Source organism: Gammaproteobacteria bacterium, from assembly GCA_024235095.1.
Taxonomy (GTDB): Bacteria; Pseudomonadota; Gammaproteobacteria; order Competibacterales; family Competibacteraceae; genus UBA2383.
The window spans coordinates 2,391,385-2,417,500 of sequence record JACKNC010000001.1 but is presented as its reverse complement, the minus strand read 5'-3'; the positions used below and the strand labels follow the sequence as shown (position 1 = coordinate 2,417,500).

Below are 26,116 nucleotides of genomic sequence, written 5' to 3'. Positions count from 1 at the left end.
TCACGCCATGTACCGGTCACATAAGAATCCGCTCTATGAAACCGTTATGCGCCGTGAACGGCAACGGCGTTCTCGATTACCGCCGTTGCCGCATGAGGACTTGCGCGGCTTGTTGCGCGCCTTCAAGCGTGGACGAGCGGTCTGGTATGCCCCTGATCAGAACCATGGCCGGCGCAACAGCGTATTCGTCCCATTTTTTGGCATTCCCACTTGCACGATTACGGCCACCTCGCGATTGGCAGCCTTAAGCGGCGCGGCGGTGGTTCCTTACTTTCCTCGCCGTTTGCCTGCCGTAGCAGGCTATGAAGTAATTATCCTGCCCGCGCTGGAAAACTTTCCCAGCGGCGACGTTGTAGCCGATACGGCGCGAATCAACACTCTGTTGGAACAACACATTCGCCAAGCCCCCGAGCAATATCTCTGGGTCCATCGCCGTTTCAAGACCCGCCCGCCGGGCGAGTCCAGCTTCTATTCCAATTAACCCCAGGTTAATTCTACTCATGCGCTATCGCGCCGATCTACCCGCCGACCCTGCCATTCGCCGCATTCTGGTCATTAAATGGAGCGCCATGGGCGATGTCATTCTGGCAACCGCCTTGTTCGAGGATATCGCGCAGGCTTTTCCTGGACGGGAGCTTCATCTTAATACGCTGCCAACCTGGCAGGGGTTGTTTGCTGAGGATATGCGATTCCAACACATTCTGGCCATCGATCTGCGCGACCCCAGCCAACAGGTTACCGCCTTCCGTGAGTGGCTAAGGCATGTCCGCAGCCAGCATTATGATTTAGTGATCGATTTACAATGCAATGATCGCTCCCGATTGTTACTCAGTCTATTATGGCTCAGTGGCTACCGGATTCCCTACCGCCTGGGTAATCGACAACAATTTCCCTATAACATCGCGCCTGCTGAATTACCTAAGCCAGCGCATACGATTGATCGTGGCCGCGCTGCTTTATGGGCGGGAAATATCCCGGCGACTACCCCAAGGCCCGTGCTGCATGTTTCCGACAGCCATTACGCCCGCGCCAGGGAATTGATGGCAGTAAACAACTTGATGCCTGATCAATTCGCGGTTTTCCTGCCGGGATGCAACGCCAACGGTTACCTCAAGCGTTGGGGCGCTGCCCGCTATGCAGCGCTGGCGAACCGTCTTCATCAAGCCGGTCTGGCACGTATTGCACTGATCGGCGGCCCGGATGAGGCCGAGGAATGCCAGCGCATTGCCCAAGCTTGCGGTCCTTGGTTGATTAATTTGTGCGGACAAACCGCGATTCTCGATATTCCGCCACTTTGTGAACCAGCGCGCTTTATCGTGGCTAACGACACTGGCGTCGCGCACCTAGCTGCGGCGACGGCGACGCTGATGCTAGTGTTGTGCGGCCCTACTGACCCTCGCCGGGTCAAGCCTTTGGGCGACAACGTTGTTACCCTGCAGGCAGACCTCCCTTGCATCAACTGCTACCGTAAAACCTGTTCACATCAGAGTTGTATGGCAATGCTAACGCCATCATTTATTTTTAAATATTTACAAAGGCTTGTCCATTAATAGTTGGCTACAAATTCCTTTTTACCGGACTGACCGACTGCTATCGTCTCGCAGCCTGATAAGCTTACATGCCGACCGCGCCTTTCACGATGGTCAGCTTCGTCCGATAGGCATTCAACACCCATTTCCTCAAAAAAATTATCGTATACTTAGCTCAAGGCCCAATTTTGACAGGTTCAAGAATCCATAGTATGAAACTCTTTGTAATTTCTGTTTCCATCTAAAAATCGCCTGAACCCTTGATTAAAAACAATCCACAAAATACGACCATGCTGCTGTTTTATCGAAAATTGATTCGACGGTTGTTCTGGCTGGCCGCCCTAATTGCGGGATCCGTGTGGGCGCTGGATCAGGCGCAGGTAACGGTCGGCCCAGCGATTTTTCAAGTGGAAGTCGCGCAAACGCCGCAGGATCGCCAGCGCGGGCTAATGTTTCGCCGGGGGCTGCCGCGCGAGCAGGGAATGTTGTTCGTTCAACCTCCGGGGCCGGCGGTCTTCTGGATGAAAAATACTTATATTTCCCTCGACTTGTTGTATTTCGATTCTGACCGGCGACTGCTGCAAATTCTGGCCGATGTTCCACCCTGCGTAACGCCCGATTGCCCCATTTACCCTAGCGAAACTGCGACGGTGCGTTATATCCTGGAAATCAACGCCGGTGAAGCGGCCCGGCGCGGCATCCAGATCGGCGACCGGTTGCAAGTGACGCCGGAATCCAGCCTCCACATCTCTCCCAGCCGTACCCTGTCACGTCATGAAATTCCGCAAACTGACCATCGAGAACTACAAATCCTTTCCAATTCTCCACCAAGATTAATTTCCCATTGGTGAATCAGTAACTTGTCGGCAGTTTCTCAAAAAGTATCGAAGACTCTAATTTTTGACAAAAAACCCCGCTGGCGCGGGGCTGGGCGTAATCACTCAACCGCGTGTCTGATCAGTCATCGCCGGACATGACGCCCAGGATTTGCAGCAGGCTGAGGAACAGGTTGAAAATCGTGATGTACAGCGTGACGGTGGCCATGATGTAGTTGGTTTCGCCACCGTGGATGATTTCGCTGGTCTGCCAGAGAATCATTCCAGACATCAACAGGATGAACATCCCGGAGACTGCCAGCGACAGTGCCGGAATGCTGAACAGCATCGCGCCCAGGCTCGCCAGAAACGCGACCAGGATGCCGACCATCAGGAACCCGCCCATAAAACTGAAATCCTTACGACTGACGACCGCATAACCTGACAGGGCCAGGAAGATGACGCCGGTGCCGCCCAAGGCGGTCATGACCACCTGCGAACCATTGGGCAAGCTCAAGTAAGCGTTCAGGATCGGACCCAGGGTGTAACCGAGGAATCCGGTCAGGGCAAAGACTGCCGCCAGTCCCCAAATGCTATTACGCAGGTGGGTAACGACAAACAACAAGCCGAAGTAGCCGCCCAGGGTGATCAGCCAGTGCAAGGGCGCAGCGTTCGTGGCCATGGCGATGCCCGCTGTCAGGCCGCTGAACAGCAGCGTCATCGACAACAGTAAATAGGTGTTGCGCAGCACCTTGTTGCCGACCGCCGCTTGTTCCTGCGTCAGGGTAATGGGGGCCTTGGTCAGTATGTCTCTCTGCGTCATGATGGGAAGAACCTCCTCAGGTTTGTAAACTGCCCTTATTGACCATACAAAAGCGCCAGCGGTTCATTCGCGATCCGCGCGCCAAGGGGATAAGACGTTTTTTATCATAAAAAACGGCTGGATCGTCAACCCGATTCGGTGCATTCAGAGCCGCCCGCCGCGTTTAAGCTCCAGGTACTGATTGACCATCGCCGCTGGCAAATGCTGGGGCGATGCGTCCAGGACGATGCTCCCCAGATGCCGAAGTTCCTGCTGTACGCGCTCCCGCAGCAACAAATAATGGCAGACTGTTGCGTACAGCTGAGCTTGGGGTAAGTCGTGAATGGGTTGCGCCAGCCATTCGTCAAGGATCGGCTCGCGCAGATTGGCGATCAACACCAGATGGCGGCGGCTTAACAGCGCGACAGCGGAACGCAGATCGTCCTGATCTTCGTCGCGCAGGTTAGTCAGCAGGACAATCAATGCTCGTTTGCGCTGTCGGGTCAGGGTCAGCTGCGCGGCTTCGGCGTAATCGGGGGGTTCCAGGGTCGGTTGCAAATCGTAGATACCGTTAATCAGTGGGGTCAGCGTTCCCGGGCCGGGGCGCGGCATCAACCAGCGTCGTTCGCCGCCAAAACTTTGTACGCCCACTGCATCGCCTTGGCGCAGAGCCACATAGGCCAAAAGAATCAGTGCATTAAGCGCATGATCGAAATGGCTGAGAGCGTCGTCTTGAGCGCGCATCCGTCGCCCGCAGTCGAGCAGGAACAGTACGGTTTGGTTGCGTTCGTCCTGATAGTCCCGGGCGATGGGTTTACGGGTGCGTGCAGTTGCTTTCCAATCAATCTGCCGCAAACTGTCGCCGATGCGGTATTCACGCAATTGCAGAAAGGTTTGACCTTCGCCACGCCGCCGCCGGCGGCGAATGCCCAGCAGCGCTTCCTGTTGATCCGAGGTCAGCCGGATGTACTGGACTATTGCGGCAAAGTCCGGGTAAACGCGCACGATCGCTGGTTCCCCCAACCGGTCATCCCGCCGCCATAACCCGCACGGCGATTCCAGCCAGGCTTGCACCGGCGCGAAGGCCCATGCGCCGCGCACGACGGGGCGCAGTCGGTAGCAGACTTCCACCCAACCCCCTGGCTTGACGGTCACCCGTTGCGGCAGGTCAGCGCAATCAGCGGCGGCGGTCGGATAGTGATCGAACACGGTCAGGGTCACGGGCTGTTGTTGTGCGTTGGTAATGCGCAAACGCACCGTTTGCCACGCGCCTAGCGGCAGCGCCGGCAGGATCTGACGTTCGACCTGTAGTGGGGGACGGATGCATAGCGCAAAGGCATCCCGGACGGCAACGGCCAGTAACCAACCCCCTGCCAACAGCCAGTAGGCCAGCCACTCGGGTCTGAACGATAGCGCCAGACCGAGCAGGGTCCAGCTCGTCAGCCAAGGTAAAAAAAGTGGAGTAGGACTCAGGGAAAAACGCATGGAATCGTCTGGAACGCGGGACTCTGTTACGTTCAAAAGGCATGACTTATAGAGTAGTGCATAATTTTGCACCCACCAAGAATACTCATTGACCGGATTATCATGCCCTCTAAATAGGTCAGGATTTGAGAATCCGCCAAGAGGTCGCTGTTCCCAAGCTCAACCGCCTCTAAGAAGGCTCATTAAGCACGGATACTGAGGGACACTGCCGAAAAACGTGGATGGTTTTTCATGTCAGCAGCGCCACCGCCTTAATCTGCACCCACAGGGGCTTGCCAGGAACAACACTCAAGTGATCCAGTGAGCGGCGGGTGATGCGGGCGATGAGCGGCGTACCGTCGGCATTCAATCGAACCAGCACATGCGCTGGCGTATCAGCGTCGGCAATCTCGGTGACCGTGGCCGGCAACAGATTGACGATGCTGGTCCCTTCGGCGCGGGTCAACGCCAAACTAACATCGCGGGCATGGACGCGGAAGCGCAGCTTATACCCTATGGTTTCCCGCCGTCGCGCTACAAAGATGCTGCCGCCGGGAAAATCCAGCCGGGTCAGGTAATAGCGTTCATCATGCTCCGCGACCACCGCTTCGATGACGACCCCGGCGTCTTCGGTGAACGCCGTAGGCAAATCCAGGCGCGCCAGGGTTTCGCGCAGACCGCCTGCAGCTACGGCGCGACCTTCGGTCAGCAACACGACGTAATCGGCCAGCCGCGCCACCTCGTCCGGCAAGTGGCTGACATAGCACACCGGGATTTTCAACTCGTCGTGCAGACGCTCGAGATAAGGCAGGATTTCAGTTTTGCGTTTCAGATCCAACGCCGCCAACGGCTCGTCCATCAACAACAGTTCCGGGCTGGTCGCTAATGCCCGGGCGATAGCCACTCGTTGACGTTCCCCGCCAGAAAGCCGGTCAGGCATTCGGTCCAGCAAATAGCCAATGCCGAGCAACTCCACCGCATGGTCGAGCGACACCTTGTGCCCGCTGTTCACCCGCTTGCGTCCATAGTCGAGATTGTTCCGAACGGACAGATGCGGAAACAAACTGGCTTCCTGAAACACATAACCTAATGGGCGTTGATGCGTGGGCCGGAAAATGCCGCGCGCACTGTCCTGCCAGACCGCACCCTTGAACCGTAGAAATCCATGTCCGTGCTGTTCTAGTCCGGCCAGGCAACGTAATAAGGTCGTTTTGCCTGAACCGGAATGGCCAAATAGCGCGGTTACCCCGCGACCGGGTAGTTCAAGATCGACGTCCAGGGTAAAGCCCGGCCAGATCACCTGAAAACGGGCCTGGATGATCGAGTCGGGGGTTATTTCCAAGTGTGCGTTCCCTTGCGGGAATACAGCGCCAGCAGCACAAAGAAGCTAAACAGCAACATGCCGCCCGCCAGCAGATGGGCCTCAGCGTATTCCAGCGCCTCGACGTGATCGTAGATTTGCACCGACACTACCCGAGTCTTCTCCGGGATGTTGCCGCCAATCATCAGCACCACGCCGAATTCCCCGACGGTGTGGGCAAAGCCGAGAATCGCGGCGGTAATGAAGCCAGGCTTGGCCAGCGGTAAAACGACCGTGAAGAAGGCATCCCAGGGACTGGCACGCAGGGTCGCCGCCACTTCCAGCGGTCGGACGCCAATCGCCTCGAATGCCTGTTGCAGGGGTTGCACGACAAAAGGCATCGAATAAAACACGGAGGCCACCACCAACCCGGCGAAGGTGAAGGGCAGAACGCCCCAGCCCAGGAGCTGGGTAAGCTGACCAACCGGCCCGTGCGGTCCCAGGGCGATCAGCAGGTAAAACCCAAGGACGGTCGGCGGCAGCACCAGCGGTAAGGCCACTACCGCGCCAATCACACCTTTCCATTTTGAACCAGTGCGGGCCAGCCACCAGGCGATGGGCGTCCCCACGATCAGCAGAATCATGGTCGTTATAGTGGCCAGCTTGAGCGTCAGCCAGACTGCCGCCAAATCAACGTCGCTCAGCACGCGCGGCGTTCCTCAAAGCCCGTAACCATAAGATTCGATAATAGCTTTGACCTTTTCACTCTTGAGATAATCAACCAGCACCTGCGCCGCCGGCTGATCCTGGCCCTTGGCGAGAATCACCGCATCCTGGCGGATTGGCTCATGCAAGTCGGCAGGGACGATCCAGGTGGAACCGCCGGTCAACTGCCCATCAACTATCACTTGCGATAGAGCAATAAAGCCTAATTCGGCATTGCCAGTGAAGATAAATTGATAGGTCTGCGAGACATTTTCGCCCGTCACCAATTTGGACTGGAGCGCGTCGAACAGACCTAGTTTCGTCAGCGTGGCGATTGCCGCCGCGCCGTAAGGAGCCGTCTTGGGGTTAGTAATGGCTAGATACTTGAAATCGCCTTTTTTCAACACCTTGCCCTGATCATCGACAAAATCCGGCTTGGCCGACCACAACACCAGTGTTCCAATAGCGTAGGTGAAGCGGCTGCCGGGAACGGTATCACCTTCGGCTTCCAGTTTGGCCGGGGTTTTGTCATCAGCAGCGAGGAAAACCTGGAACGGCGCGCCGTTTTTGATCTGCGCGTAGAGCTTGCCGGTCGCGCCAAAAGACAGCAGCGCCTGGTGTCCGGTGTCTTTTTCAAATTCAACGGCGATTTTCTGCATCGGCGCAGTGAAATTGGCCGCGACTGCGACTTGGACTTGAGCAGCTTGGGTCGCCAGGCTAGAAACGGTAAGCGCCCAGCCTATCAGTAAGCGGGTAATACGTGCTTTCATTATCAGAATGACTCCCAGGTCACGGTGACAGTCGATTTTCGCTATCACTTATTCAAGCGCCGCGCCAAGAGTGAATATTGATTAACTAATTGTAAAAAATTGCATTTATTTCGGATGTTGCTTGAGGGATAAAGGACATGAATGATAAATACCGTAGTTTGGCTGATTGATGACAATTCCATAGTGGAGTTCAGGCCGGTTTCTGAATCATTCCGGCCAGCCGTTTTCACTCACCAACTCACTGAGCAGCTGGCGTTGCGCCCAGCCTTCCTGTTCCAACATGGGTTTTTCGTAGAACTGCTCGACCGGTCCCAGACACAGCACGGCTACGGGCCGCGCGCCCAGCGGCATTCCCAGCAACCTGGCCAGCGCATCCGGGTCAAACAGCGACACCCAGCCCATACCCAGTCCCTCGGCCCGCGCCGCCAGCCACAGGTTTTGAATCGCGCAAGCGGCGGAGGCCAGATCCATCTCCGGTAAGGTACGCCGGCCAAAGATATGACGCTCACGTCCATCCATCAACGCCGCCACCAACACTTCCGCGCAGTCCAGTACGCCTTCCACTTTCAGGCGCATAAATTCATCCTCACGCTCGCCCATAGCTTGAGCGGTGCGGATGCGTTCGGCTTCGACCAGAGCGTGAATGGCGCGGCGCAAAGCAGTATCGGTTACACGGATAAAACGCCAAGGTTGCATGAAACCGACGCTGGGCGCGCAGTGGGCCGCCGCCAGCAGGCGTTGCAGTTGTTCTTTCGGGACCTGACCCGGACGGAAATGGCGCATGTCGCGGCGCAAGGCAATGGCTTTGTACACGGCGTCGATTTCGGCCTCGCTGAAGCGGTGGGTCAAATTGAGCATTGGATCGTTGCTCATCTTGGAAAAGGTTTTAACCGTGTTGGTCATGGGTGCGAAAAACCTTGCTGACTTCAGAAAACCAGATTGTAGCCGTACTGCTGTGAGTTAGCCCTTTCGATTTAGCCGCTCACCACCTATCAGTTCTTCATCGCGGACAGATCGATAGCTTGCAGCTCGTAACTCGTAGCCTGGATGAAGCGTAGCGGAATCCAGGCTACAACATCTACAACCGCCTGTGATGCGGAACTGATAGGTGGTGATGATTTAGCCGATTTTCCATTTACCAGGCGGACGTCGTGACATAAAATGAATAGTTTATTTTCGCTCAGTCTTGAGGCCCCGCCATGCGTATTGTTCAAGAAGCCCTGACTTTCGATGATGTTTTGCTCCTCCCCGCTTATTCCGAGGTGCTGCCCAATGAAGTGAGCCTCAAGACCCAGTTGACGCGCGCAATCACTCTGAACATTCCGCTGGTATCGGCGGCGATGGACACCGTTACCGAGTCGCGCTTAGCGATCGCTCTAGCGCAGGAAGGTGGGATCGGTATTATCCACAAGAACATGCCCGTTGAAAAACAGGCCCAGGAAGTTCGGCGCGTCAAGAAATATGAAACCGGCGTGATCAATGATCCCATTGTCACCGGCCCCAGCGCCAACATTCGCGAGGTGCTGGCCCTGACCCGCGCCCATCATATCTCCGGAGTACCCGTCGTCGATGGCGAGGATCTGGTCGGTATTGTGACCAGTCGCGACTTGCGTTTTGAGCACAACTTGGATGCCCCGGTCAGCGCCATCATGACCCCTAGGGAGCGGTTGGTCACGGTGCGCGAAGGCGCTGGGCGCGAAGAAATTATTGCGTTGCTGCACAAACATCGCATCGAGAAGGTGCTGGTGGTCAACAACCGCTTCCAACTACGCGGCATGATCACCGTCAAGGACATTCAGAAATCCAGCGATTTCCCCCTCGCCTGCAAAGACGAATGGGGACGATTGCGGGTGGGCGCAGCGGTCGGCACCGGGGGGGACACTGACGAACGGGTAGCGGCACTGGTTGGGGCCGGAGCCGATGTGCTGGTGGTGGACACCGCACATGGTCATTCCCGCAATGTGCTCAATCGGGTGCGCTGGATCAAAAAGCATCACCCAGATATTCAAGTCATTGGCGGCAATATCGCCACCGCCGCCGCCGCCCGCGATCTGGTGGAAGCTGGAGCTGACGCGGTGAAGGTCGGGATTGGCCCGGGGTCAATTTGCACCACCCGCATTATCGCTGGCGTCGGCGTCCCACAGATCAGCGCTGTGTCCAACGTGGCCGAAGCCTTGCATGACTGTGATGTGCCGGTCGTTGCCGACGGCGGAGTGCGCTACTCCGGCGACCTGGCTAAAGCGATGGCTGCCGGGGCGCATTCGGTGATGATCGGTAGTCTGTTCGCTGGCACTGAGGAAGCGCCGGGCGAGGTAGAGCTGTATCAGGGCCGGTCCTACAAATCCTACCGAGGCATGGGGTCCATTGGCGCAATGACCCAGCAACACGGCTCCAGTGACCGCTATTTCCAGGAAGGCAGCGCGGTGGAAAAACTGGTTCCCGAGGGCATCGAAGGCCGGGTACCCTACAAGGGCAGCGTACTGGCGATTATTAATCAGCTCATGGGCGGCCTGCGTTCGAGCATGGGTTATGTCGGTTGCCGGGATATTCCCGAAATGCGCACCAAACCGGCCTTTACTCGGGTCACTTCGGCGGGAATGCGTGAAAGTCATGTCCATGACGTATCCATCACCAAGGAAGCCCCCAATTACCGGGTTGACTGAACATGACCACTCGCGACATTCATCTCGACCGTATTCTAATCCTGGACTTCGGTTCCCAGTACACCCAGTTGATTGCTCGCCGGGTGCGAGAAATCGGCGTCTATTGCGAAATTCATCCTTGGGACGCCGATCCGGAGGCGCTGTATGCCTTTCATCCCCAGGGCGTCATCCTGTCCGGCGGCCCGGAATCGACTACAATGGCCCACGGACCGCGCCTGCCGTCCATCGTGTTCGATATGGATGCGCCGCTGCTGGGCATCTGCTACGGGATGCAGGCTATGGCCTTGCAACTCGGCGGTCAGGTCGAGGCGTCCGATCATCAGGAGTTCGGCTACGCTCAGGTGCGCGCCCACGCCCATTCGGCACTGTTGCGCGCGATCGAGGATCACGCCAGCCCGGAAGGCTACGGCCTGCTGGACGTATGGATGAGCCACGGCGACCGGGTGACCGAATTGCCTGACGGTTTCGTGTGCATCGCCAGCACGACGACGTGCCCTATCGCAGGCATGGCTCACGACAAAAAACGCTGGTACGGCGTCCAGTTCCACCCTGAAGTCACCCACACCCGCCAGGGCGAGCGCATCCTGCGCCGGTTCGTGCTGGATATTTGCGGTTGCGAGCCGCTGTGGACCACCGGCAATATCATCGAAGACAGCATCACCGCGATCCGTTCTCAGGTGGGAAACGATGAAGTGTTGCTGGGCCTGTCCGGCGGCGTGGATTCCTCGGTAGTGGCGGCGCTGTTGCATCGGGCGATTGGCGCGCAATTGACTTGCGTGTTCGTGGATACCGGACTGCTGCGCTTGCATGAAGGCGACCAGGTGATGACGACATTCGGGCAACATCTGGGCGTGCGCGTGATCCGGGTGGATGCCGAAGAGCGGTTCCTGGATCTGCTGGCTGGCGTGACCGATCCCGAGCAGAAGCGCAAGATCATCGGCGGATTGTTCGTGCAAATCTTTGAGGAAGAAGCAGCTAAGCTGCAAAACGTGCAATGGCTGGCTCAGGGCACCATTTACCCCGATGTGATCGAATCGGCGGGCGCGAAAACTGGCAAGGCGCATGTGATCAAATCCCACCACAATGTCGGCGGCTTGCCGGCCATGATGCGCCTCAAGCTGGTAGAGCCGTTGCGGGAACTGTTCAAGGACGAGGTGCGCCGGTTGGGGGTAGAGTTGGGTCTTCCCTCCGAAATGGTCTACCGTCATCCCTTTCCCGGTCCTGGCCTGGGTGTGCGAATTCTCGGCGAAGTGCGCAAGGAGTACGCCGACCTGTTGCGCCGCGCCGACCACATCTTCATCGAGGAGTTGCGGCAGGCGGAACTGTATGACCAGACCAGTCAGGCGTTTGTCGTGTTCCTGCCGGTCAAGTCAGTTGGCGTCATGGGAGATGGGCGGCGTTATGACTACGTAGTCGCCTTGCGCGCGGTGGAAACCGTGGATTTCATGACCGCCCGCTGGGCGCATTTGCCTTATGCGTTCCTGGATCGGGTCTCGCGGCGCATCATTAACGAGGTGCGCGGTATCTCCCGGGTGGTCTATGACGTGTCCGGCAAGCCCCCGGCGACCATTGAATGGGAATAATGAGGCCATGACCGGGCCGCCTGCACTGGACGGCGTACGGGACTATTACTGGATGAGCCGGGCGCTGGACCGGGCGCGGAACGCGGCGGCGATGGGCGAAGTGCCGGTCGGCGCGATTTTAGTGCGCGATGGCGAATGCCTCGGCGAGGGCTGGAACCAGTCCATCGGCGCCTGCGATCCTACTGCTCACGCCGAAATTATGGCCATGCGGGCGGCGGCGGCGCGGATCGGCAATTACCGGCTGGTGAACAGCACGCTTTATGTCACCCTGGAGCCGTGTCCGATGTGCGCGGGGGCGATGATTCATGCCCGCATCGCCCGGCTGGTGTTCGGCGCTGCCGATCCCCGCGCCGGCGCCGCTGGAACCGTGTGCAATCTTCTGCAAACTGATTTTCTCAATCACCGCGTTGATATCATGGGCGGCGTGTTCGCCAGGGAGTGCGGGACCGTATTGCGGGAATTCTTCCGCGCCCGGCGGGAAAAAGCTGAAAAATAGACCTGTTCCAAAATAGTAATGCGATTCCAGATCACTCGGTAGGTTTAACGTGCAAGGTGGATAAGGCATTTGACCGACCACCTAATCGATGTGCGACGCTCTCATGCACGGACAGGAGGGCAGGCACGAAAAACAACACCAGAATCGTTGAGAAAGCTAGCCCGAAGGAGATGGATGTAGCCATCGGGATCAAAAACTGCGCCTGCAACGACTTCTCGAACAGCAGTGGCGTCAACCCGGCAATCGTCGTCAGCGAAGTGAGCAACACCGCCCGCAGGCGTTGGCAGGCCGCTTCAACCAGCGCTTCCCGAACCGCCAGACCTTTGGCGCGTAACTGTTGGTAAAACGTGACCAGGATAATCGAATCGTTAACCACAATGCCCGATAGACCAAACAGGCCAAACAGCGATAAAACCGTCAAATCGATATTCATGACCCAATGGCCGACAATCGCCCCGACAATCCCGAAGGGAATCGCGGTCATCACCACCAGTGGCCAGCCATAAGACGCGAACACCCAGGCCAGAATCAGATAGATGAAAGCGAAGGCGAACAGAGCGCCGCGTCGCATGTCCGATAGGGTCTCCTGCTGATCCGCGCTGCGGCCTTCCAGCGAATAGTTGATGCCATAGCGCTGTCGTAAATCCTGGAGCACCCCCTGCTCCAACGCAGCAATGACCTCCCCCTGTTTAACCGTTGTCGTATCGACATCCGCAGAAACCTGCACCGCTAACTTGCCCTCAGCGTGACGCACCGCCTCGAAGCCGCGCCGCGCTTGCAGATTCACCACATTGTTTAACGGAACGGACTCGCCATTGGGTAACAACACATTGAAACGCTCCAGACCGATGAGATTATCGCGCTCGGCGTCGGGCAACATCACCCGCACTTCCACCTCATCATCGCCATCCTGGAAAATTTGCACCAATTGGCCATCAAACGCTGCCCGCAATTGACGACCGATCATGTCCACCGTCAAACCCAGGGCCTCGCCCGCTGGCGTTAAACGGTAGATCAATTGCTCCTTGCCGTATGGCATATCGTCCTCGATAGCCGAGACGCCCCGGATGGTGAAGAGCGTTTGGGCCAGTTCGTTGGCGGCGGCCTTGAGCTGATCAACATTTTCCCCCATCAGGCGAATATCGACATCCCGGCCCGGCGGACCGGAAGTGCGAGAGAACAAGGTGAAATTCTCAATGCCGGCAGGTAATTGCACCTTCGCGCGCCAAGTCTTAATGAAGTCGTTGATCCGCACCTCGCGTGTATCGGGCTGGGTTAATTCGATCAGCATGGAAGCGTGTTGATCGCCTTGCAAGCTGCCCGCGCTGGCTAACTGGCCCTGGCCGTACCGGGTTTGCGCGGCCACCACCAAATTTCCACCTAATTCCTGTTCAGTCGCCCACAGCGCCGCGTTCACCTGATCCATGAAGGCCCGCACTCGCTGCGGCGGCGTACCCGCGACAAAGCTGGCGTTAGCGTTAAGCCTCGTCCCCTCCGGTGTCGGAAAGAAATTGAAACCGAGCCGGCCGCCAGCCAGCAACCCGGCTGCCAGAATCAGCACGGCAACCGCCCCGGCCAAAGTCGTCCAGCGATGATCCACTGCCAGCGTGACCAGTGGCCGAAACCATTGATCGCGGAAGTGGTTGAAACCCGCATCCAATCGCTGACGCAACGGACTCGGCTCGGCGTGATGCAAACGATGAAAGCTATGACGCAGATGGCCGGGCAGCACGTAAAAGCTCTCGACCAGCGAGGCTAGGATCACGCAGACAATGACCAGCGGAATATCGCGAAGAATATTGCCAATCGGCCCACCCACCAGCATCAGTGGCAGAAAGGCGGCGATGGTGGTCAGGGAAGACGCCATGACCGGCGCCAACATACGCCGGGCGCCTCCTTCAGCCGATTCCAACGAGCGCTCGCCAGTCTGATAGTGCGTCAACGCATCCTCGCCGACCACAATGGCGTCGTCAACGATAATGCCTAGGGCCATGATCAAGGCAAACAGGCTGATCATATTAATGCTGCCGCCCACAGCGTACAGCACGCCCAGCGTGGCCATGAACGATACCGGGATGCCCAGCGCTACCCACCAGGCGACGCGACCATTGAGGAACAGGAACAGAATAGCCACAACCAGCGCCAGACCGCTGCCGCCATTTTTGACCAGCAGGAAAATACGGTCCTTGATAAGTCGCCAGGATTCGTCGAAAACCGTCAATTCAACGCCCGCCGGGAGCTGAGGCCGGGTTTCCGCCAGCCAGTCTTCCAGTATCCGGGCGGATTTAAGAGAGTCAGCCGTTTCCGTGCGCTGCAAGCGTAATTCCACCGCTGGACGGCCATGAAAACTCAGCCATACCTCGCCGTTCCGGGGACGCCGTTCGATCGTCGCGACATCGCCCAAGGTTACCAGCGCCCCCTCCCGCGCGGTTTTCAACGGCAGCGTGGTAAAAGCCGCTTCATCACGGCGCTGATCCAGACTGCGCAACTGGCGAGCGACATCGTTGCGGCCTACCGTGCCCGCTGGCAGATCGCGACTCAATTCTCCCACCCGCTCAGCTATTTGGGGAAGTGACAAACCCAACTCCTGTAGGGCGGCGGTCGGCACTTGAATCGCGATTTCCTCTTCGGGCAAGCCGGTGATATCCACCCGGGCAATCCCCCGCGCCAGCAACTCTCGCTCGTAGCGCCGCGCAAGGTGGCGCAGTTCGGTGCGGTCGCTGGGGCCGGAAATCACCACCCGGGCGATGGAGTCGTAACGAATCACCCGAACGATTTCAGGTTTCTCGGCAGTGGCGGGTAAATTACGCACCTGATCCACCGCCTGCTTGACATCATCCAGGGCCTGGCCAATGTCACTGCCTTCTTCGAATTCCAGGCTCAGCGAAGCAATACCGTTGGACGAAGTTGAGGTCAGATTCTTCAATCCATCCAGATAGCGCAACTCTCGTTCCAGAGGATGCGTGATCGATTCCTCAACATCCTCGGCGGCGGCGCCGGTCCACACCACCCGCACGGTGACCCGGTCAAGGGCGAAGTTGGGGAAAAATTGGGTATTGAGCTTGGCCAGCGCCCATACGCCTGCCAGAATCATCATGACCATCAGCAGATTGGCGGCGACCTTGTGCTGAGCGAAGATGCCAATCAGGTCATTTTTGTGGCTGAAGGGCATGGGTTTACTCTCTCACCTCGACTTTGAGACCGGTGATGGCGTTGGGCAACTGAGTGGTGATAACGCGGTCGCCCGCTCTTAAATCCGGGCTACGCGCCAGCACTTGCGCCTGACCCGCAGCATTGCGCTGTTCGCCAACGCGCTCAACGTTCACAGCAGCCATGCGGCCATTTTCCAGACGGTAAATACGATCCAGGCCATACAGCGCCTCAAACGGCAGCGCCACCACACCCTCTTCCGGCGGCAAATTCATCTGCAGCGTCAGCACTCGACCGGGCGTCAACCATTGGGCACCGCTGGCGATCCGAAACAGCGCATCCAGTCCACCGCTATTTTGGCTGGCTTCCCCACCCAGGCGATCCAATTGAGCAGTGATCGACTGACCGCCCACGGTGGCTATTGCAGACAGCGACTGATTTTCCGCCAGGGCGGTGCGCACAGCCGGCAAAGCGCGGAACGGAATTTGGGCGCGAATCTCCAGGTCGCCCAGGGGGTACATTTCCAGCAATAGGTCGCCTGGCCGCACTCGATCACCTGGCGCAACCGGCGCCTGGACCACGCGACCGGCAAAGGGCGCGGTGATCCTGGCGCGGGTCAGATCCAGTCGCGCCTGATCCCGCAGCGCCTCGGCGCGCGCGCGACGCGCCTGAAGCTGTGCCAGCCGCGCGGTGTGATCATCAACTTCCAATTGGCGGGCGTTCAACGCCAGCGCCTGTTTCTCCACCGCCTGAAAGGCTTCATCCAGCGCCGATTCGGAAATCATCTTGCGGGTATTGAGATTCTGCGCGCGTGTTACTGCCCGTTTCGCTAACTCCAACAAGGCTTCCTCCCGCTTGAGCGCGTCCTGGTTCGCCGCGTAGCGCGCCTGTTCGCTGGCGATCTGGGCCTCGATTTCGCGTAGATCCGCTTCACGCTGGCGCAGGCTTAACGCTAAATCGCGTTCATCCAGGATCACTAGAGGAGCATCAGCGGCAACGGTCTGGCCTTCGCGGACTTCGACGTGCGCCACGTCGGCAGTCACCGCGGCGCGGATTTCCGCTTGCTTTGGGGCTTCAACCACGCCATAGAGCAGCAGATTGGGAGTTAAACGCCCAGGCGCTACCTTGATCGCACTGACTCTCCAGGATTTTTCTTGAGCGGCAACTGGTGGCGTCACTGCACGGGTCGCCTTGAGCAGCGTGAAGCCGACAATGGCCAGACCCAGGACGGCGAGTGGGAGACCGGCTTTTAGCAACCATATCCGGTAGGGTGAACGGGGAGAAGCAGCGGTTTCAGCCATGGAAAACTCAGTGTGGCGCGGGTTTTTATTCCGCAATGATAAGTGATCGCCAATGCGCGATCACGCTGGCATAAGACCATAATCCTGCCAAGCAGTGCCGGGTGGCATATAATTCCTCCGATGTGATGGACGGAATGACCCTCGGATATCCCGGATTCGATCATACAAACACCAGTGGTGTACTTAATGAGCAAATTTGTTGAGTGGTCTGATGAGCTGAGTGTCGGCATCGAAGAGATCGATGCTCAACACAAGGTGCTTGTGGATTTATTGAACGAGATCCATGAAGCGATACAGCAGGGACGAACGGTGCAAGCGACCAAGGGCATTATTGATCGGCTTGGCGAGTATACGCGCGTTCACTTTGCTGTTGAGGAAAGCCTAATGCGCATTCTGCACTATCCAGATTATGAGCGACATAAGGAAGAGCATGATAAGCTGATTGCTCAATTGGCGGATGTGCATGCCAAATGGGAGAAAGGCAAGGGCGCGGTTGGTATTGAGCTGACTCATTTTCTCAAGAATTGGCTGACCGAACACATCATGGAAGGGGATAAGCGCTACACCGCTCATTTTCTGGCGCAAGGCATCCGGCCAGAACTGTCGAAAGGTTCATGGGCAAAGCGGTTCTGGCGTTCACTGAGCGGAGGTTAAGCACCGAACCGCCGTTATCGAACCGCCTTTGAGCAGTGGTCAAAAAACCGAGCAACTATCAGACCATTACCCAGTAACGTCCGGGCTTTCTGTTTCCGGGGAATCCATCATGCCTAGAGCAAGAAGCGAGGATCAAGCGCTTGGATTGCATTCTAAGCCGCTTAATCCCTTTAAAGCTTCGGATAACTTCGATGACTTTTCAGCTCTCTGGTTCGATCTGTATAAATGCAGCGAGGTATTTTGGTAATGGTTAAATTTATCGAGTGGTCGAATGCGCTCAGCGTGGGCATTGAAGAAATCGATGCTCAACATAAGGTGCTGGTAGACCTGCTCAACCAGGTCCATGAGGCGATTCAGCAGCGGCACGGCGTAGAGGTCACTAACGAAATTGTCGAACAGCTTGGCGAATACACCCGGATTCATTTCGCAGTTGAAGAGAGTCTGATGCGGATTTTGCACTATTCTGAATATGAACGCCATAAGGACGAGCATGACCGGCTGATCGAGCAGTTGAACGGGTTTCGCGCCAAACTTCAGGAGGGCAAAAACTCGATCAGCTTCGAATTGGCGCATTTTCTCAAGGTCTGGCTGACCAGGCACATTATGGAATCGGATAGGCGGTACAGTCCCTATTTCCTGGAGCAGGGGATTAAACCTGAATTATCCAAGAAATCATGGACGCAAAAATTATGGGACTCGTTTGGACGGAAATGAATCCGCGTGTAAACGTCATCACGGAAAGAACTTTAGGACATTCCTGCTGCTCGTCAGCGCCTCGGCGTAAACGCGGCGGATGGCCTCGGCATCTACAGGATCGCCGCGCCGCCGCTTGAAAAAATAGGCGCTGGCCGCCTGGCCCAGGGCGTAGGTAGTCGCTCCATTGGCGGTCGCCCCCCACATTGCTCCAGCCGTCTGCCCCCAACCCGGGATAAGTTTAATCACTTCACGACCGAGCGACCGGGCGACATAACTGGCGCCCACGCCTACACCCAACAATCCAATAAATTCGGAAACGGTTCGACGATCCCAATTCTGTCCATACAAGGTTGCCAGGCCATGCAGCAGTTTGGCCTGTATCGCCGGCGCCCCAACCAGGTCGATGATCGGCAATGCGCCGATACCGGCGGCGGCCAGCGCATAACCGACAATCTGTGGATGCGCGGCGCGGGCGTAGGCGTTACGCACCCCGGGATCGCTTTGCAACCGCGCTTGCAAGCCCCATGCCGAGACTTCGCCCATCGCGGTCCAGAGCGCTTCCAACCCATAATTCACTGGCTCCCAACCATCCTCTGGCAAGGTCAGATCGATTGCTGCCCAACGTACCGGCGCCGAACCCGGCAAATTTCCCAGACGATCCCTTTGCACCTGCAAGGCACGGCGCAGATCATGTGAAATTTGCAACGACCACGGTTGCTGATCATAGGGATAAGGCAAAATGTGGTTGGCGCCCGGCGGATAGACTTCGTGCAAACCGGTCTGAGCGATCAGCACCGGCCATTCCGGATGGCGCTTGCGGACTTGGCGCAGCGCCTCGAATACCGCGTCCTGCTGAAGATCGGCGACTTTCATGACTCCCAGCGCCAGATGCGCTTGCGACTCACAATAGTGAATGTCCTCAGCCGGGTCATAGGCGACTTCGCCCAGACCACGGGTATCGAGAAAGCGCACAACCGGGGCTTCAGTGGGGAAGTCATAAAACCGGGCGGTGCGGGTACAGGGTTGGAAGCCGTTGCCAATCCCGGCGGCGGCGCTACCGGTGAGCGCACGGATAATCGAGGTCTTGCCGGCTTGCGTTTTGCCGATCAGCCATACGACTGGCAGTGGTTGCCTCGTCCGCGCTTCGCGCAGGGCCTCTTCAAGCTTTTCCGGGTTGACGCGCGGATTGAGCAACGCCTCGCGCAGACGGCTCCAGCCATCGGGCCAATGCTTTGCATCAGGCAACGCCATGCGGGTCATCCCACAATGGGTGCGATCCATGCCATGAATCATCAAGGGGAGGCGCGGCGTCGCAGTGCTTGGCCTCTTTTCCTTGAGGATTGACAACGAGCTGGGCGGGTTTGATTTGACGCCCACGCTGAAATAGCATTGAAATAATACGCAGGGACTTGTATACCAAAATGGCAAGCTTCGCCTTTGCCAAGGTGAAAAAATTTAACAATTGAGTAATAGGAGGATGTCCCCCATGCTTGGAGAGAGTCACGATCTATTCCATGAGTTTCCCGAATACCAGAACCGTATTGCTGAACTGAAAGCCGCTGATCCCCATTTCACCGAGTTATACGACGAATATCATACCGTCAACGACGAAGTGGAGCGAATTGAATTACAGATCGAGACGCCTTCTGATTTTTACACGGAAACCCTGAAAAAGAAGCGCTTGCATCTCAAGGATGAAATTTATGCGGTCCTGCGAGCCAAAGCGCGCGCTGAGGCGCTGGTTTGAAGGCAGGGCGTCGACCCTGGAAATCCCACACCGCTGGCTATCTGGCATTAAACCGCCTCATCAGGTTGCTGGCGGGGTTCTGCATAACGATTGGCGCTGGGCGTTGTTTCATCGTGAGTCAGCGGCTCGGCGATGTCCGGGAAAGGATCGTTCTGGAGTATAGGGGTTCTGGGGCGAGCACGACGGATCCGTTCAGGTTTTGGGGAACTCGGTCCAGTGGCGGACATGACCGGAGATGAAGACCGGCGGCGAACAGCCGGAAACTCAATGTCCTGCATTGGATTGGAACGCGCCCGACGCAGCCAGCCCAGAACGCGGCGCTCCATGGCATCCTGACCCGCAGGCGACAAATCCCGGAAGATGAGCGCGCCGACGCCGCATAACAGGGTCAATCCACCCACAAAGAAAACCAGTGGCTGCATGAACGCAATCGCCAGTACGGCCACCAATGCGAGAAGAATATGTCGAATTTTCAACAGGGAGACCTCCATTAAAATCGAGGTCAGGATTCGTCAGGGGAAGCCCCGGCCTCGCTGGATTTGCGTAAGAGAATCACCGTGCAGTTATCATCCGGTTGGTGCTGTTGTTGCTGAATCGCCGCCGCCAATTCGTCCAGCAACTCATTGAGAAGTTCCTCAAGAGGACGATGCGGTTGCGCCAGCAATACCGGCCAGCGCTGGATAAATACCTGTGGATATCGCAAGTGCCAGAGGCCATCGCTGGCGATCAGGTAAACCCGATCGGATTCCAGGTTCAAGAGACGACGATCGTTCAACCCGCGCAGAAATAGCGGCAGATTGCCCTCGTGCAACTCATAGAGTTCCTCTTCAATGGCCTCAGTATAAAAATTTGTCGCGCCCAGGGTGCTGCCCAGGATAAAAGCCTGACTGATTTGCGAACTGGTTTGGACATGCACCTGTTGCAACCATTGAGCGCTGTCCAGCAGGCCCAGCATGGCTAGATGCGTGGCCGGCACATGATCCACTGTCAGACACTGAACGTTGCTCGAATCGATGGCGTACATGCGCGAATCGCCCACATGGAACAACATCGCCGGGGAACGGGGCGGGATTTCCAGGAGAATGAGCGTGCAACCGGTTTCCAACCCGACGGCCCGAAATTCCTGGTAAAGTCGCCGGTGCAGAATATTTAATTCATTGGATAGTTGCGCCAGGTCGGTAGCTGCAGATAATTCTAGCAAACCCTCAACGGTTTTTTCAGCGGCTTCCCGTCCGTGGCTATGCCCCCCCATTCCATCGAGCACCGCGATTCGCCGATGTCCATGGGGCCAGTCAGGCAGTTGCAATTGGGTGTCCTTTTCGTTCCAGAGAAACCGGGCGCGTCCCCGGCTATTGATGAGCAAAAAGTTATCCTGATTTTCGTGACGTCCCTGCCCTGTCGGCGAGCATATCGAGCGCAAGGCGATTTCCAGCCGGGGACCACGACAACGGGATATTGCAGGGGATGTTGTTGATCCCGCGTGAGTGAGAGATAGATGGTGGTCAGTGTGCATCGGTGGTCAGATCATGGTCGAAAGTAACAGGCGTCAAGCCTCAAAAGTCGGCGCGGTTTGAGCCTTTCAGTGCTGTCGGCTTGCTGATGAATAGGCGCCCCCGCGTTTTGTCCTTCTGCTAGACTAGATCATAATTCGTCTTACGGCTGTTAATCCAAATAAATCTTTTGGAACCATCTGACAATTGGATGGCTTATGGATATCGAAATGCGTCTTGAGGAACTTGCGCAAGCTTATGCCGCCGGTCGGTTGAACGAGACCGAGTTGGCGCGCCTCCAGGAAGAAGCTTTGCGCACCATGAACGGGGATGACCAGGATCCACAATCGTCAGTCGGCGATTTGGATGCAAACACTCTCCAGGAAACCGCACAGGAAAGGCATCCTTCTCCCGGATCCGTCGCTTCGGAAGTCCTGGAGATCGGAAGGATCATTGGCCCCCCGGAGCGATCAATGCGACTCGTGCATGATCTCAGCGGTAAGCGACGCGTCTGGTTGGCGCGTGTTATTACACCAGCGTCAGAGAGTCATGGCGCAACGGATGAATTCCGGGCCATCAAGCTCTTCCTGCCCACCGGCTATGAGACCGGCTCACGCGAGGCAGAGCGCGATGAACGGGCGTCACGAGCGGATTTGATCGGCCTGCGCTCCTACCTCGCCAAGGTCAGAGCACGGGTGGAATTGGCCAGCAAGCTGGACCACCCATCCATCGCTCGCACATACGGATGGCGCCAGGGCGCCGATGGCTGGCCATTCGCCGAGATGGACTATGTTGATCCCCGCCAAGGTCGCACCCTGGCGCAATGGCTCGACCAGGAAGGACAACATGGCTTGTCCTGGGAAGTGATCGCTAAATGGTTGCGCCCCGTGGCTGCTGCTCTGGATTACGCGCGCCATGCGTATCGATTCGCCTGCCAACATCTTGATGCCGATACGGTCTTTGTCACCGATCAGGGGGCGGTCAAACTGCTGGGCTTTGGTCTGGCGACGGAAATCTGCGAACCGCGTAGCGTCTTGTTCAGCACTGGGGGAGCGGGACGCGAAACCGCTGGCGAAGGGAGTGAAGCCGTGGCCGCCGAAACGGCCTTTCGCCGTGATGTCTTTGCGCTGGCGTTACTGATTTACCACTTGCTGCAGGGACGAGGCATCCATGAAGCTCAGGGCGAGTCGCCAGGCGCTGCGCCGCGGCCGCCCGGATTGACCGATGATGCCTGGCAACTTTTGCGACGGGGACTGGCTTATCCCAGCGAGCTGTGCCCGATGGACGCCGGCCAGTTCATCCAAAACCTGGATGCCGTCCAGCGACCGGCAATCGCGGCGCCATCAGGCCGTGGTCCATTGCCCAAATGGGTATGGGGACTCGCAGCAGGGCTAGTCCTGGCAATCGGTTTGGGGGTTTATGGATTGCGGAAACCCGTCGAACCTGGAACCGGCACCACTCCCGAGACGCTGCAAGTTGAACCCGACAAGGTTGCTTCTTCTGCGGAAACCTCGAGGGATGAGATACCGGCTGAGGAAGGCGCGTTATTACAGGAAGCTGAACGCGAGACGGACTTGCGCGCTTTCGAAGCCGCGCAACGGGTCGATACCGTTGCTGCTTATCGACTTTATCTGCAGCGCTGTCCGCTGTGCGGCTATGGGAAGGAAGTGCGAGCCGCTATTCAGAATCTGGAAACTCGGAAAAAAGTGGAAGCGCTCAAGACCGACGTCCAGGCACTGGTCTCGGCGCTGGAAGAAGGCCACGAGGGGCGAAGCGATGAAGCGCTATCCCGTTTGGAAGCCTTGGCGAAGCTGGCGCCTGATGATCCCGCAGTCGCCGCGGGACGACAACGGCTGGCGCGCAGTTGGGCCAAAATAGCGCTGATGAGTCTTAATAAATCCGATCCTGGCAAAGCCCGTCAGTGGTTGAAAAAAGCGGAATCAGCATCTCCGGATCTGCCCGAACTGGCGGCGTTGAAGCAGGCGCTGAAGCAGGCCGAGGCTGCAGAGCGGATCAGGCAGACCGATGCCGAGGCCTTTGCCGCCGCCCGGCGCGCCGATACCCGCCACGCTTATTGGGCCTACCTTGAGCGTTGTGCGGCAGATTGCCAGCACCGCGCAGAAGCAGAGGCGGCGCTGGCCCGGTTAGCCCCTGCTAATCCCGTGCTGCGCGACCGACTGAGTGATGGTTCGCAGGGGCCGGAGATGGTCGTGATTCCCGCGGGCCAATTTCAGATGGGATCGCCCTCTTCGGAAACGGGCCGCTACAACGATGAACCTTCCCACCCGGTCCGTATCGCCAAACCATTTGCTATCGGCAAGTATGAAGTGATGTTTTACGAATATGAACGATTTACTTCAGCAAAAAGTAAGCCGTTACCGAATGATCACGAATGGGGGCGTGGTCGGCGGCCCGTCATCAATGTGAGCTGGGCGGACGCCACGGCTTATGCTGATTGGTTGTCCGCGGAAACCGGTCAGCGCTATCGCTTGCCCACTGAAGCGGAATGGGAGTACGCAGCGCGCGCCGGGACGACGACCAGTCGCTATTGGGGCGATGATCCGGATGAGGGGTGCGCCTTTGCCAATGCGGCGGATGTGGATGGTAAAAAGATTTTCGTAGGCTGGACGGTGATGCAGTGTCACGACGGCCAGGTCTATACGGCGCCGGTTGGCAGCTATCGGAGTAATGATTTTGGTTTGTACGACATGGCGGGCAATGTATTGGAATGGACCTGTTCAGTCTATGACAAGGAATCGAAAGCGCCGATTCAACGCTGCCAGGAACCTTTTGGGGAACAAGAGATTGTGGTGCGCGGTGGTTCCTGGAGCGACGAACCGCGCAATGTGCGTTCAGCGGATCGGCACCGGAGTCGGTTCGATTTCCAGGACTATTTCCTGGGATTCAGGCTGGTTCGGGAATTGCCCTGAGTGGTTTGCGTCATGATCAAAAAATCCAACACGCTATCCATTGGTTATCGCCTGCTTGACAAATACCGTATTGAAGCGGTGCTGGGCGCGGGTGGGTTTGGGATTACTTACATGGCGGTGCATGAAGCATTGCTCAAGCGGGTCGCTATCAAGGAATATTTCCCGGTGGAATGGTCCTATCGGGATGGCGACCATGTTCTGGCCAATACCCAGGGCGGATTGCCTACTTCCGAGGCGGGTGAGGACGCCTGCTACACTTGGGGTCTGGAACGATTTCTCAACGAAGCGCAAACCCTGGTTCGGGTCGAACATCCTGGCGTGGTGCGGGTGCAGGACTACTTCCAGGCCAATGGCACGGCTTATATCGTGATGGATTATGTCGATGGCGAACCGCTCAGCCAGATTCTTCAACGGGAGAAAACCCTTTCGGAAGAACGGGTGCGCCGACTGGTTGACGATGTGCTGCCGGCTTTGGACGCCGTTCATGCCCAGGGTTACCTGCATCGTGATCTGAAGCCGGCCAATCTCTATTGCCGCTCGGATGGACGAACCATCCTGATTGATTTCGGCGCGGCCCGTCAGGCGCTGGGCCGGCGCAGCAAGAGCATCACCAGCGTCTTCTCGCCCGGCTATTCGCCCATTGAACAATACTTGATTGATGGCCGGGGTTATGGTCCCTGGACGGACATTTATGCGCTGGGTACGGTTTTATATCATTGCGTGACTGGCGCAGCACCGATTGAAGCGCCGGCGCGCGTCCTCGATGATCCACTGCAACCGGCGGAGGAAGTCGCCGCCGGACGTTACAGTTCGGCATTGCTGCGCTTGATCGACCGCTCGATTGCAGTTCGTCCCGAGAAGCGCTTTCAGACCATCAGCCAAATGCGGGCGATGCTGGAAACGCCCCTCGAAACAGAGGAAGAATGCACGGTCAAACTGGAGTTGCCGCTGCGTTCGGAATTACACCGCGGCGGCGACAAGCTGCGATCGGCTATCGATGAATCGGGTTCGAAGCCCTCTCCGATGCCGGTTTCACCCAGGGGAGGAGGCCGGCGCTGGCTGGCGATCGGTGGGTCGACGTTCGTCATCGCGATGGCTATCGGAGGCGGCCTTTGGCTGATGCGGACCCCAACGCCATCGCCACAACCACCGCGGATTGAACAACCACCGGCTGAAACGCCACCGACTGAACCGGTGAAAAATGGGCCGTCCACTAATCCCAAAGCCGGTCAAACTTATACTGATCCCCTGACGGGAATCGAGTTTATCTGGATTCCCCCTGGATGTTTCAACATGGGCAGTCCTGAAACCGAGCCGGATCGCAGCGCCAATGAAATGCTGCATCAGGTTTGCCCGAAGGGATTCTGGATGGGCAAAACCGAAGTGACCAATGGTCAATATCGAAAATTTCAGAGTGATCACGATAGCGGCGCTTATGAATCCTACACGCTGAATGCACTGGACCAGCCGGTGGTTCGCGTGAGTTGGCAGGAGACGGTCGCCTTTGCAAACTGGCTGTCGGAAAAAACCGGTCTGCACTATCGCCTGCCGACCGAAGCGGAATGGGAATACGCCGCGCGCGCCGGTCAGACCGGTTCCCGATACTGGGGTAATGATCCGAACCAGGCGTGCCATTACGCCAATATCTATGACGAAACTGCGCGCCGGGCCAAGCCTTTTAACTGGGCCAACTATCCCTGTGAAGATCAGCAAGCGGCGGCAGCGCCAGTCGGTCAGTACGCGGCCAACGCCTTTGGCTTGTACGATATGCTAGGCAACGTCGCGGAATGGACCTGTTCCGACTATGACAGCAACTACGCCGGAGGTGAAACCCGGTGCGCCGATGAGGGCGTCTCATCCGCTGGACGCCGTGTGCTGCGCGGGGGATCCTGGTCTGATTATCCGGGACTGGTGCGGTTCGCCTATCGGTTCCCTGCGGCTCCGGAGTATGGGAAATGGCGATCCGACATCGGATTTCGCCTGGTGCTGGAACCCTGGTTGGGGAAGAGTAATTGAGGAAG

General features: G+C 57.5%; 22 protein-coding genes (1 of these 22 cut by a window edge). 11 read left to right on the top strand and 11 right to left on the bottom strand.

Annotated features, from left to right (window positions below):
- From lpxL to H6973_10685, 3 genes are all read left to right on the top strand, one after another.
- Positions 1 to 481, top strand: partial view of an LpxL/LpxP family Kdo(2)-lipid IV(A) lauroyl/palmitoleoyl acyltransferase gene (lpxL, locus tag H6973_10695; GenBank protein MCP5126071.1) — the 3' portion only. Its footprint begins 449 nt before the window's first position; the window shows 481 of its 930 coding nt (coding positions 450-930); the start codon falls outside the window, past its left edge; its stop codon occupies positions 479 to 481.
- A gap of 19 nt (positions 482 to 500) precedes the next feature.
- A complete protein-coding gene (locus H6973_10690; protein MCP5126070.1) occupies positions 501 to 1,550 on the top strand; it encodes a glycosyltransferase family 9 protein in 1,050 nt (349 codons plus the stop codon).
- A gap of 269 nt (positions 1,551 to 1,819) precedes the next feature.
- Positions 1,820 to 2,380, top strand: a complete 561-nt coding sequence (locus H6973_10685) for a DUF192 domain-containing protein (protein ID MCP5126069.1) — start codon at positions 1,820 to 1,822, stop codon at positions 2,378 to 2,380.
- A 106-nt stretch (positions 2,381 to 2,486) separates the two neighbouring features.
- Here the strand turns inward: H6973_10685 and H6973_10680 are convergent, their stop codons facing one another.
- The 6 genes from H6973_10680 to bluB all read right to left on the bottom strand — a co-directional run bounded on the left by H6973_10680 (position 2,487) and on the right by bluB (position 8,243).
- Entirely contained in the window at positions 2,487 to 3,167 is a 681-nt protein-coding gene (locus tag H6973_10680) for a Bax inhibitor-1/YccA family protein (GenBank protein ID MCP5126068.1), read from the bottom strand.
- A 144-nt stretch (positions 3,168 to 3,311) separates the two neighbouring features.
- Positions 3,312 to 4,631 carry a DUF58 domain-containing protein gene (locus tag H6973_10675; GenBank protein MCP5126067.1) on the bottom strand — a complete coding sequence of 440 codons (1,320 nt, stop codon included), beginning with the start codon at positions 4,629 to 4,631 and terminating at the stop codon, positions 3,312 to 3,314.
- 229 nt (positions 4,632 to 4,860) lie between these two features.
- Complete coding sequence (modC, locus tag H6973_10670; GenBank protein MCP5126066.1) at positions 4,861 to 5,952, bottom strand: molybdenum ABC transporter ATP-binding protein; 1,092 nt, start codon at positions 5,950 to 5,952, stop codon at positions 4,861 to 4,863.
- Complete coding sequence (gene modB, locus H6973_10665; protein MCP5126065.1) at positions 5,943 to 6,554, bottom strand: molybdate ABC transporter permease subunit; 612 nt, start codon at positions 6,552 to 6,554, stop codon at positions 5,943 to 5,945. Before modB ends, modC begins: the two co-directional genes overlap by 10 nt.
- Before the next feature lie 75 nt (positions 6,555 to 6,629).
- Positions 6,630 to 7,385, bottom strand: a complete 756-nt coding sequence (modA, locus tag H6973_10660; GenBank protein MCP5126064.1) for a molybdate ABC transporter substrate-binding protein — start codon at positions 7,383 to 7,385, stop codon at positions 6,630 to 6,632.
- A gap of 207 nt (positions 7,386 to 7,592) precedes the next feature.
- On the bottom strand, positions 7,593 to 8,243 hold the full coding sequence (gene bluB / locus H6973_10655) for a 5,6-dimethylbenzimidazole synthase (GenBank protein ID MCP5126063.1): 651 nt from the start codon (positions 8,241 to 8,243) through the stop codon (positions 7,593 to 7,595).
- 341 nt (positions 8,244 to 8,584) lie between these two features.
- Between bluB and guaB the strand changes: the two genes are divergently transcribed.
- The 3 genes from guaB to tadA are packed head-to-tail and all read left to right on the top strand — an operon-like array spanning position 8,585 to position 12,127.
- A complete protein-coding gene (gene guaB / locus H6973_10650) occupies positions 8,585 to 10,048 on the top strand; it encodes an IMP dehydrogenase (protein ID MCP5126062.1) in 1,464 nt (487 codons plus the stop codon).
- 2 nt (positions 10,049 to 10,050) lie between these two features.
- Positions 10,051 to 11,631: a glutamine-hydrolyzing GMP synthase gene (gene guaA, locus H6973_10645; protein ID MCP5126061.1), complete on the top strand. Its 1,581-nt coding sequence runs from the start codon at positions 10,051 to 10,053 to the stop codon at positions 11,629 to 11,631.
- 7 nt (positions 11,632 to 11,638) lie between these two features.
- Positions 11,639 to 12,127: a tRNA adenosine(34) deaminase TadA gene (gene tadA, locus H6973_10640; GenBank protein ID MCP5126060.1), complete on the top strand. Its 489-nt coding sequence runs from the start codon at positions 11,639 to 11,641 to the stop codon at positions 12,125 to 12,127.
- A 31-nt stretch (positions 12,128 to 12,158) separates the two neighbouring features.
- Here tadA and H6973_10635 read toward each other — a convergent pair whose 3' ends face one another.
- Positions 12,159 to 15,299 carry an efflux RND transporter permease subunit gene (locus H6973_10635; protein MCP5126059.1) on the bottom strand — a complete coding sequence of 1,047 codons (3,141 nt, stop codon included), beginning with the start codon at positions 15,297 to 15,299 and terminating at the stop codon, positions 12,159 to 12,161.
- Positions 15,300 to 15,303: 4 nt separating this feature from the next.
- The gene (locus H6973_10630; protein ID MCP5126058.1) at positions 15,304 to 16,578 is read right to left on the bottom strand and encodes an HlyD family efflux transporter periplasmic adaptor subunit; all 1,275 of its coding nucleotides are present in this window, start codon (positions 16,576 to 16,578) and stop codon (positions 15,304 to 15,306) included.
- Between the two features lie 186 nt (positions 16,579 to 16,764).
- Between H6973_10630 and H6973_10625 the strand changes: the two genes are divergently transcribed.
- Positions 16,765 to 17,232, top strand: a complete 468-nt coding sequence (locus tag H6973_10625) for a hemerythrin family protein (GenBank protein MCP5126057.1) — start codon at positions 16,765 to 16,767, stop codon at positions 17,230 to 17,232.
- 246 nt (positions 17,233 to 17,478) lie between these two features.
- The gene (locus tag H6973_10620) at positions 17,479 to 17,946 is read left to right on the top strand and encodes a hemerythrin family protein (protein ID MCP5126056.1); all 468 of its coding nucleotides are present in this window, start codon (positions 17,479 to 17,481) and stop codon (positions 17,944 to 17,946) included.
- Positions 17,947 to 17,964: 18 nt separating this feature from the next.
- Here H6973_10620 and H6973_10615 read toward each other — a convergent pair whose 3' ends face one another.
- Positions 17,965 to 19,179: a DUF697 domain-containing protein gene (locus H6973_10615; protein ID MCP5126055.1), complete on the bottom strand. Its 1,215-nt coding sequence runs from the start codon at positions 19,177 to 19,179 to the stop codon at positions 17,965 to 17,967.
- Positions 19,180 to 19,414: 235 nt separating this feature from the next.
- Between H6973_10615 and H6973_10610 the strand changes: the two genes are divergently transcribed.
- Positions 19,415 to 19,675, top strand: coding sequence for a DUF465 domain-containing protein (locus H6973_10610; GenBank protein ID MCP5126054.1), 261 nt, complete (start codon positions 19,415 to 19,417; stop codon positions 19,673 to 19,675).
- 47 nt (positions 19,676 to 19,722) lie between these two features.
- On the opposite strand, the gene H6973_10605 is transcribed toward H6973_10610, so the two are convergent.
- A complete protein-coding gene (locus H6973_10605) occupies positions 19,723 to 20,151 on the bottom strand; it encodes a hypothetical protein (protein ID MCP5126053.1) in 429 nt (142 codons plus the stop codon).
- 26 nt (positions 20,152 to 20,177) lie between these two features.
- Entirely contained in the window at positions 20,178 to 21,038 is an 861-nt protein-coding gene (locus tag H6973_10600; protein MCP5126052.1) for a protein phosphatase 2C domain-containing protein, read from the bottom strand.
- 345 nt (positions 21,039 to 21,383) lie between these two features.
- On the opposite strand from H6973_10600, the gene H6973_10595 reads away from it, so the two are divergent.
- Together H6973_10595 and H6973_10590 are read left to right on the top strand one after the other, a co-directional pair.
- Positions 21,384 to 24,095: an SUMF1/EgtB/PvdO family nonheme iron enzyme gene (locus tag H6973_10595; GenBank protein ID MCP5126051.1), complete on the top strand. Its 2,712-nt coding sequence runs from the start codon at positions 21,384 to 21,386 to the stop codon at positions 24,093 to 24,095.
- A 12-nt stretch (positions 24,096 to 24,107) separates the two neighbouring features.
- Positions 24,108 to 26,111 carry an SUMF1/EgtB/PvdO family nonheme iron enzyme gene (locus tag H6973_10590; protein MCP5126050.1) on the top strand — a complete coding sequence of 668 codons (2,004 nt, stop codon included), beginning with the start codon at positions 24,108 to 24,110 and terminating at the stop codon, positions 26,109 to 26,111.
- The last annotated feature ends 5 nt before the right edge of the window (positions 26,112 to 26,116 follow it).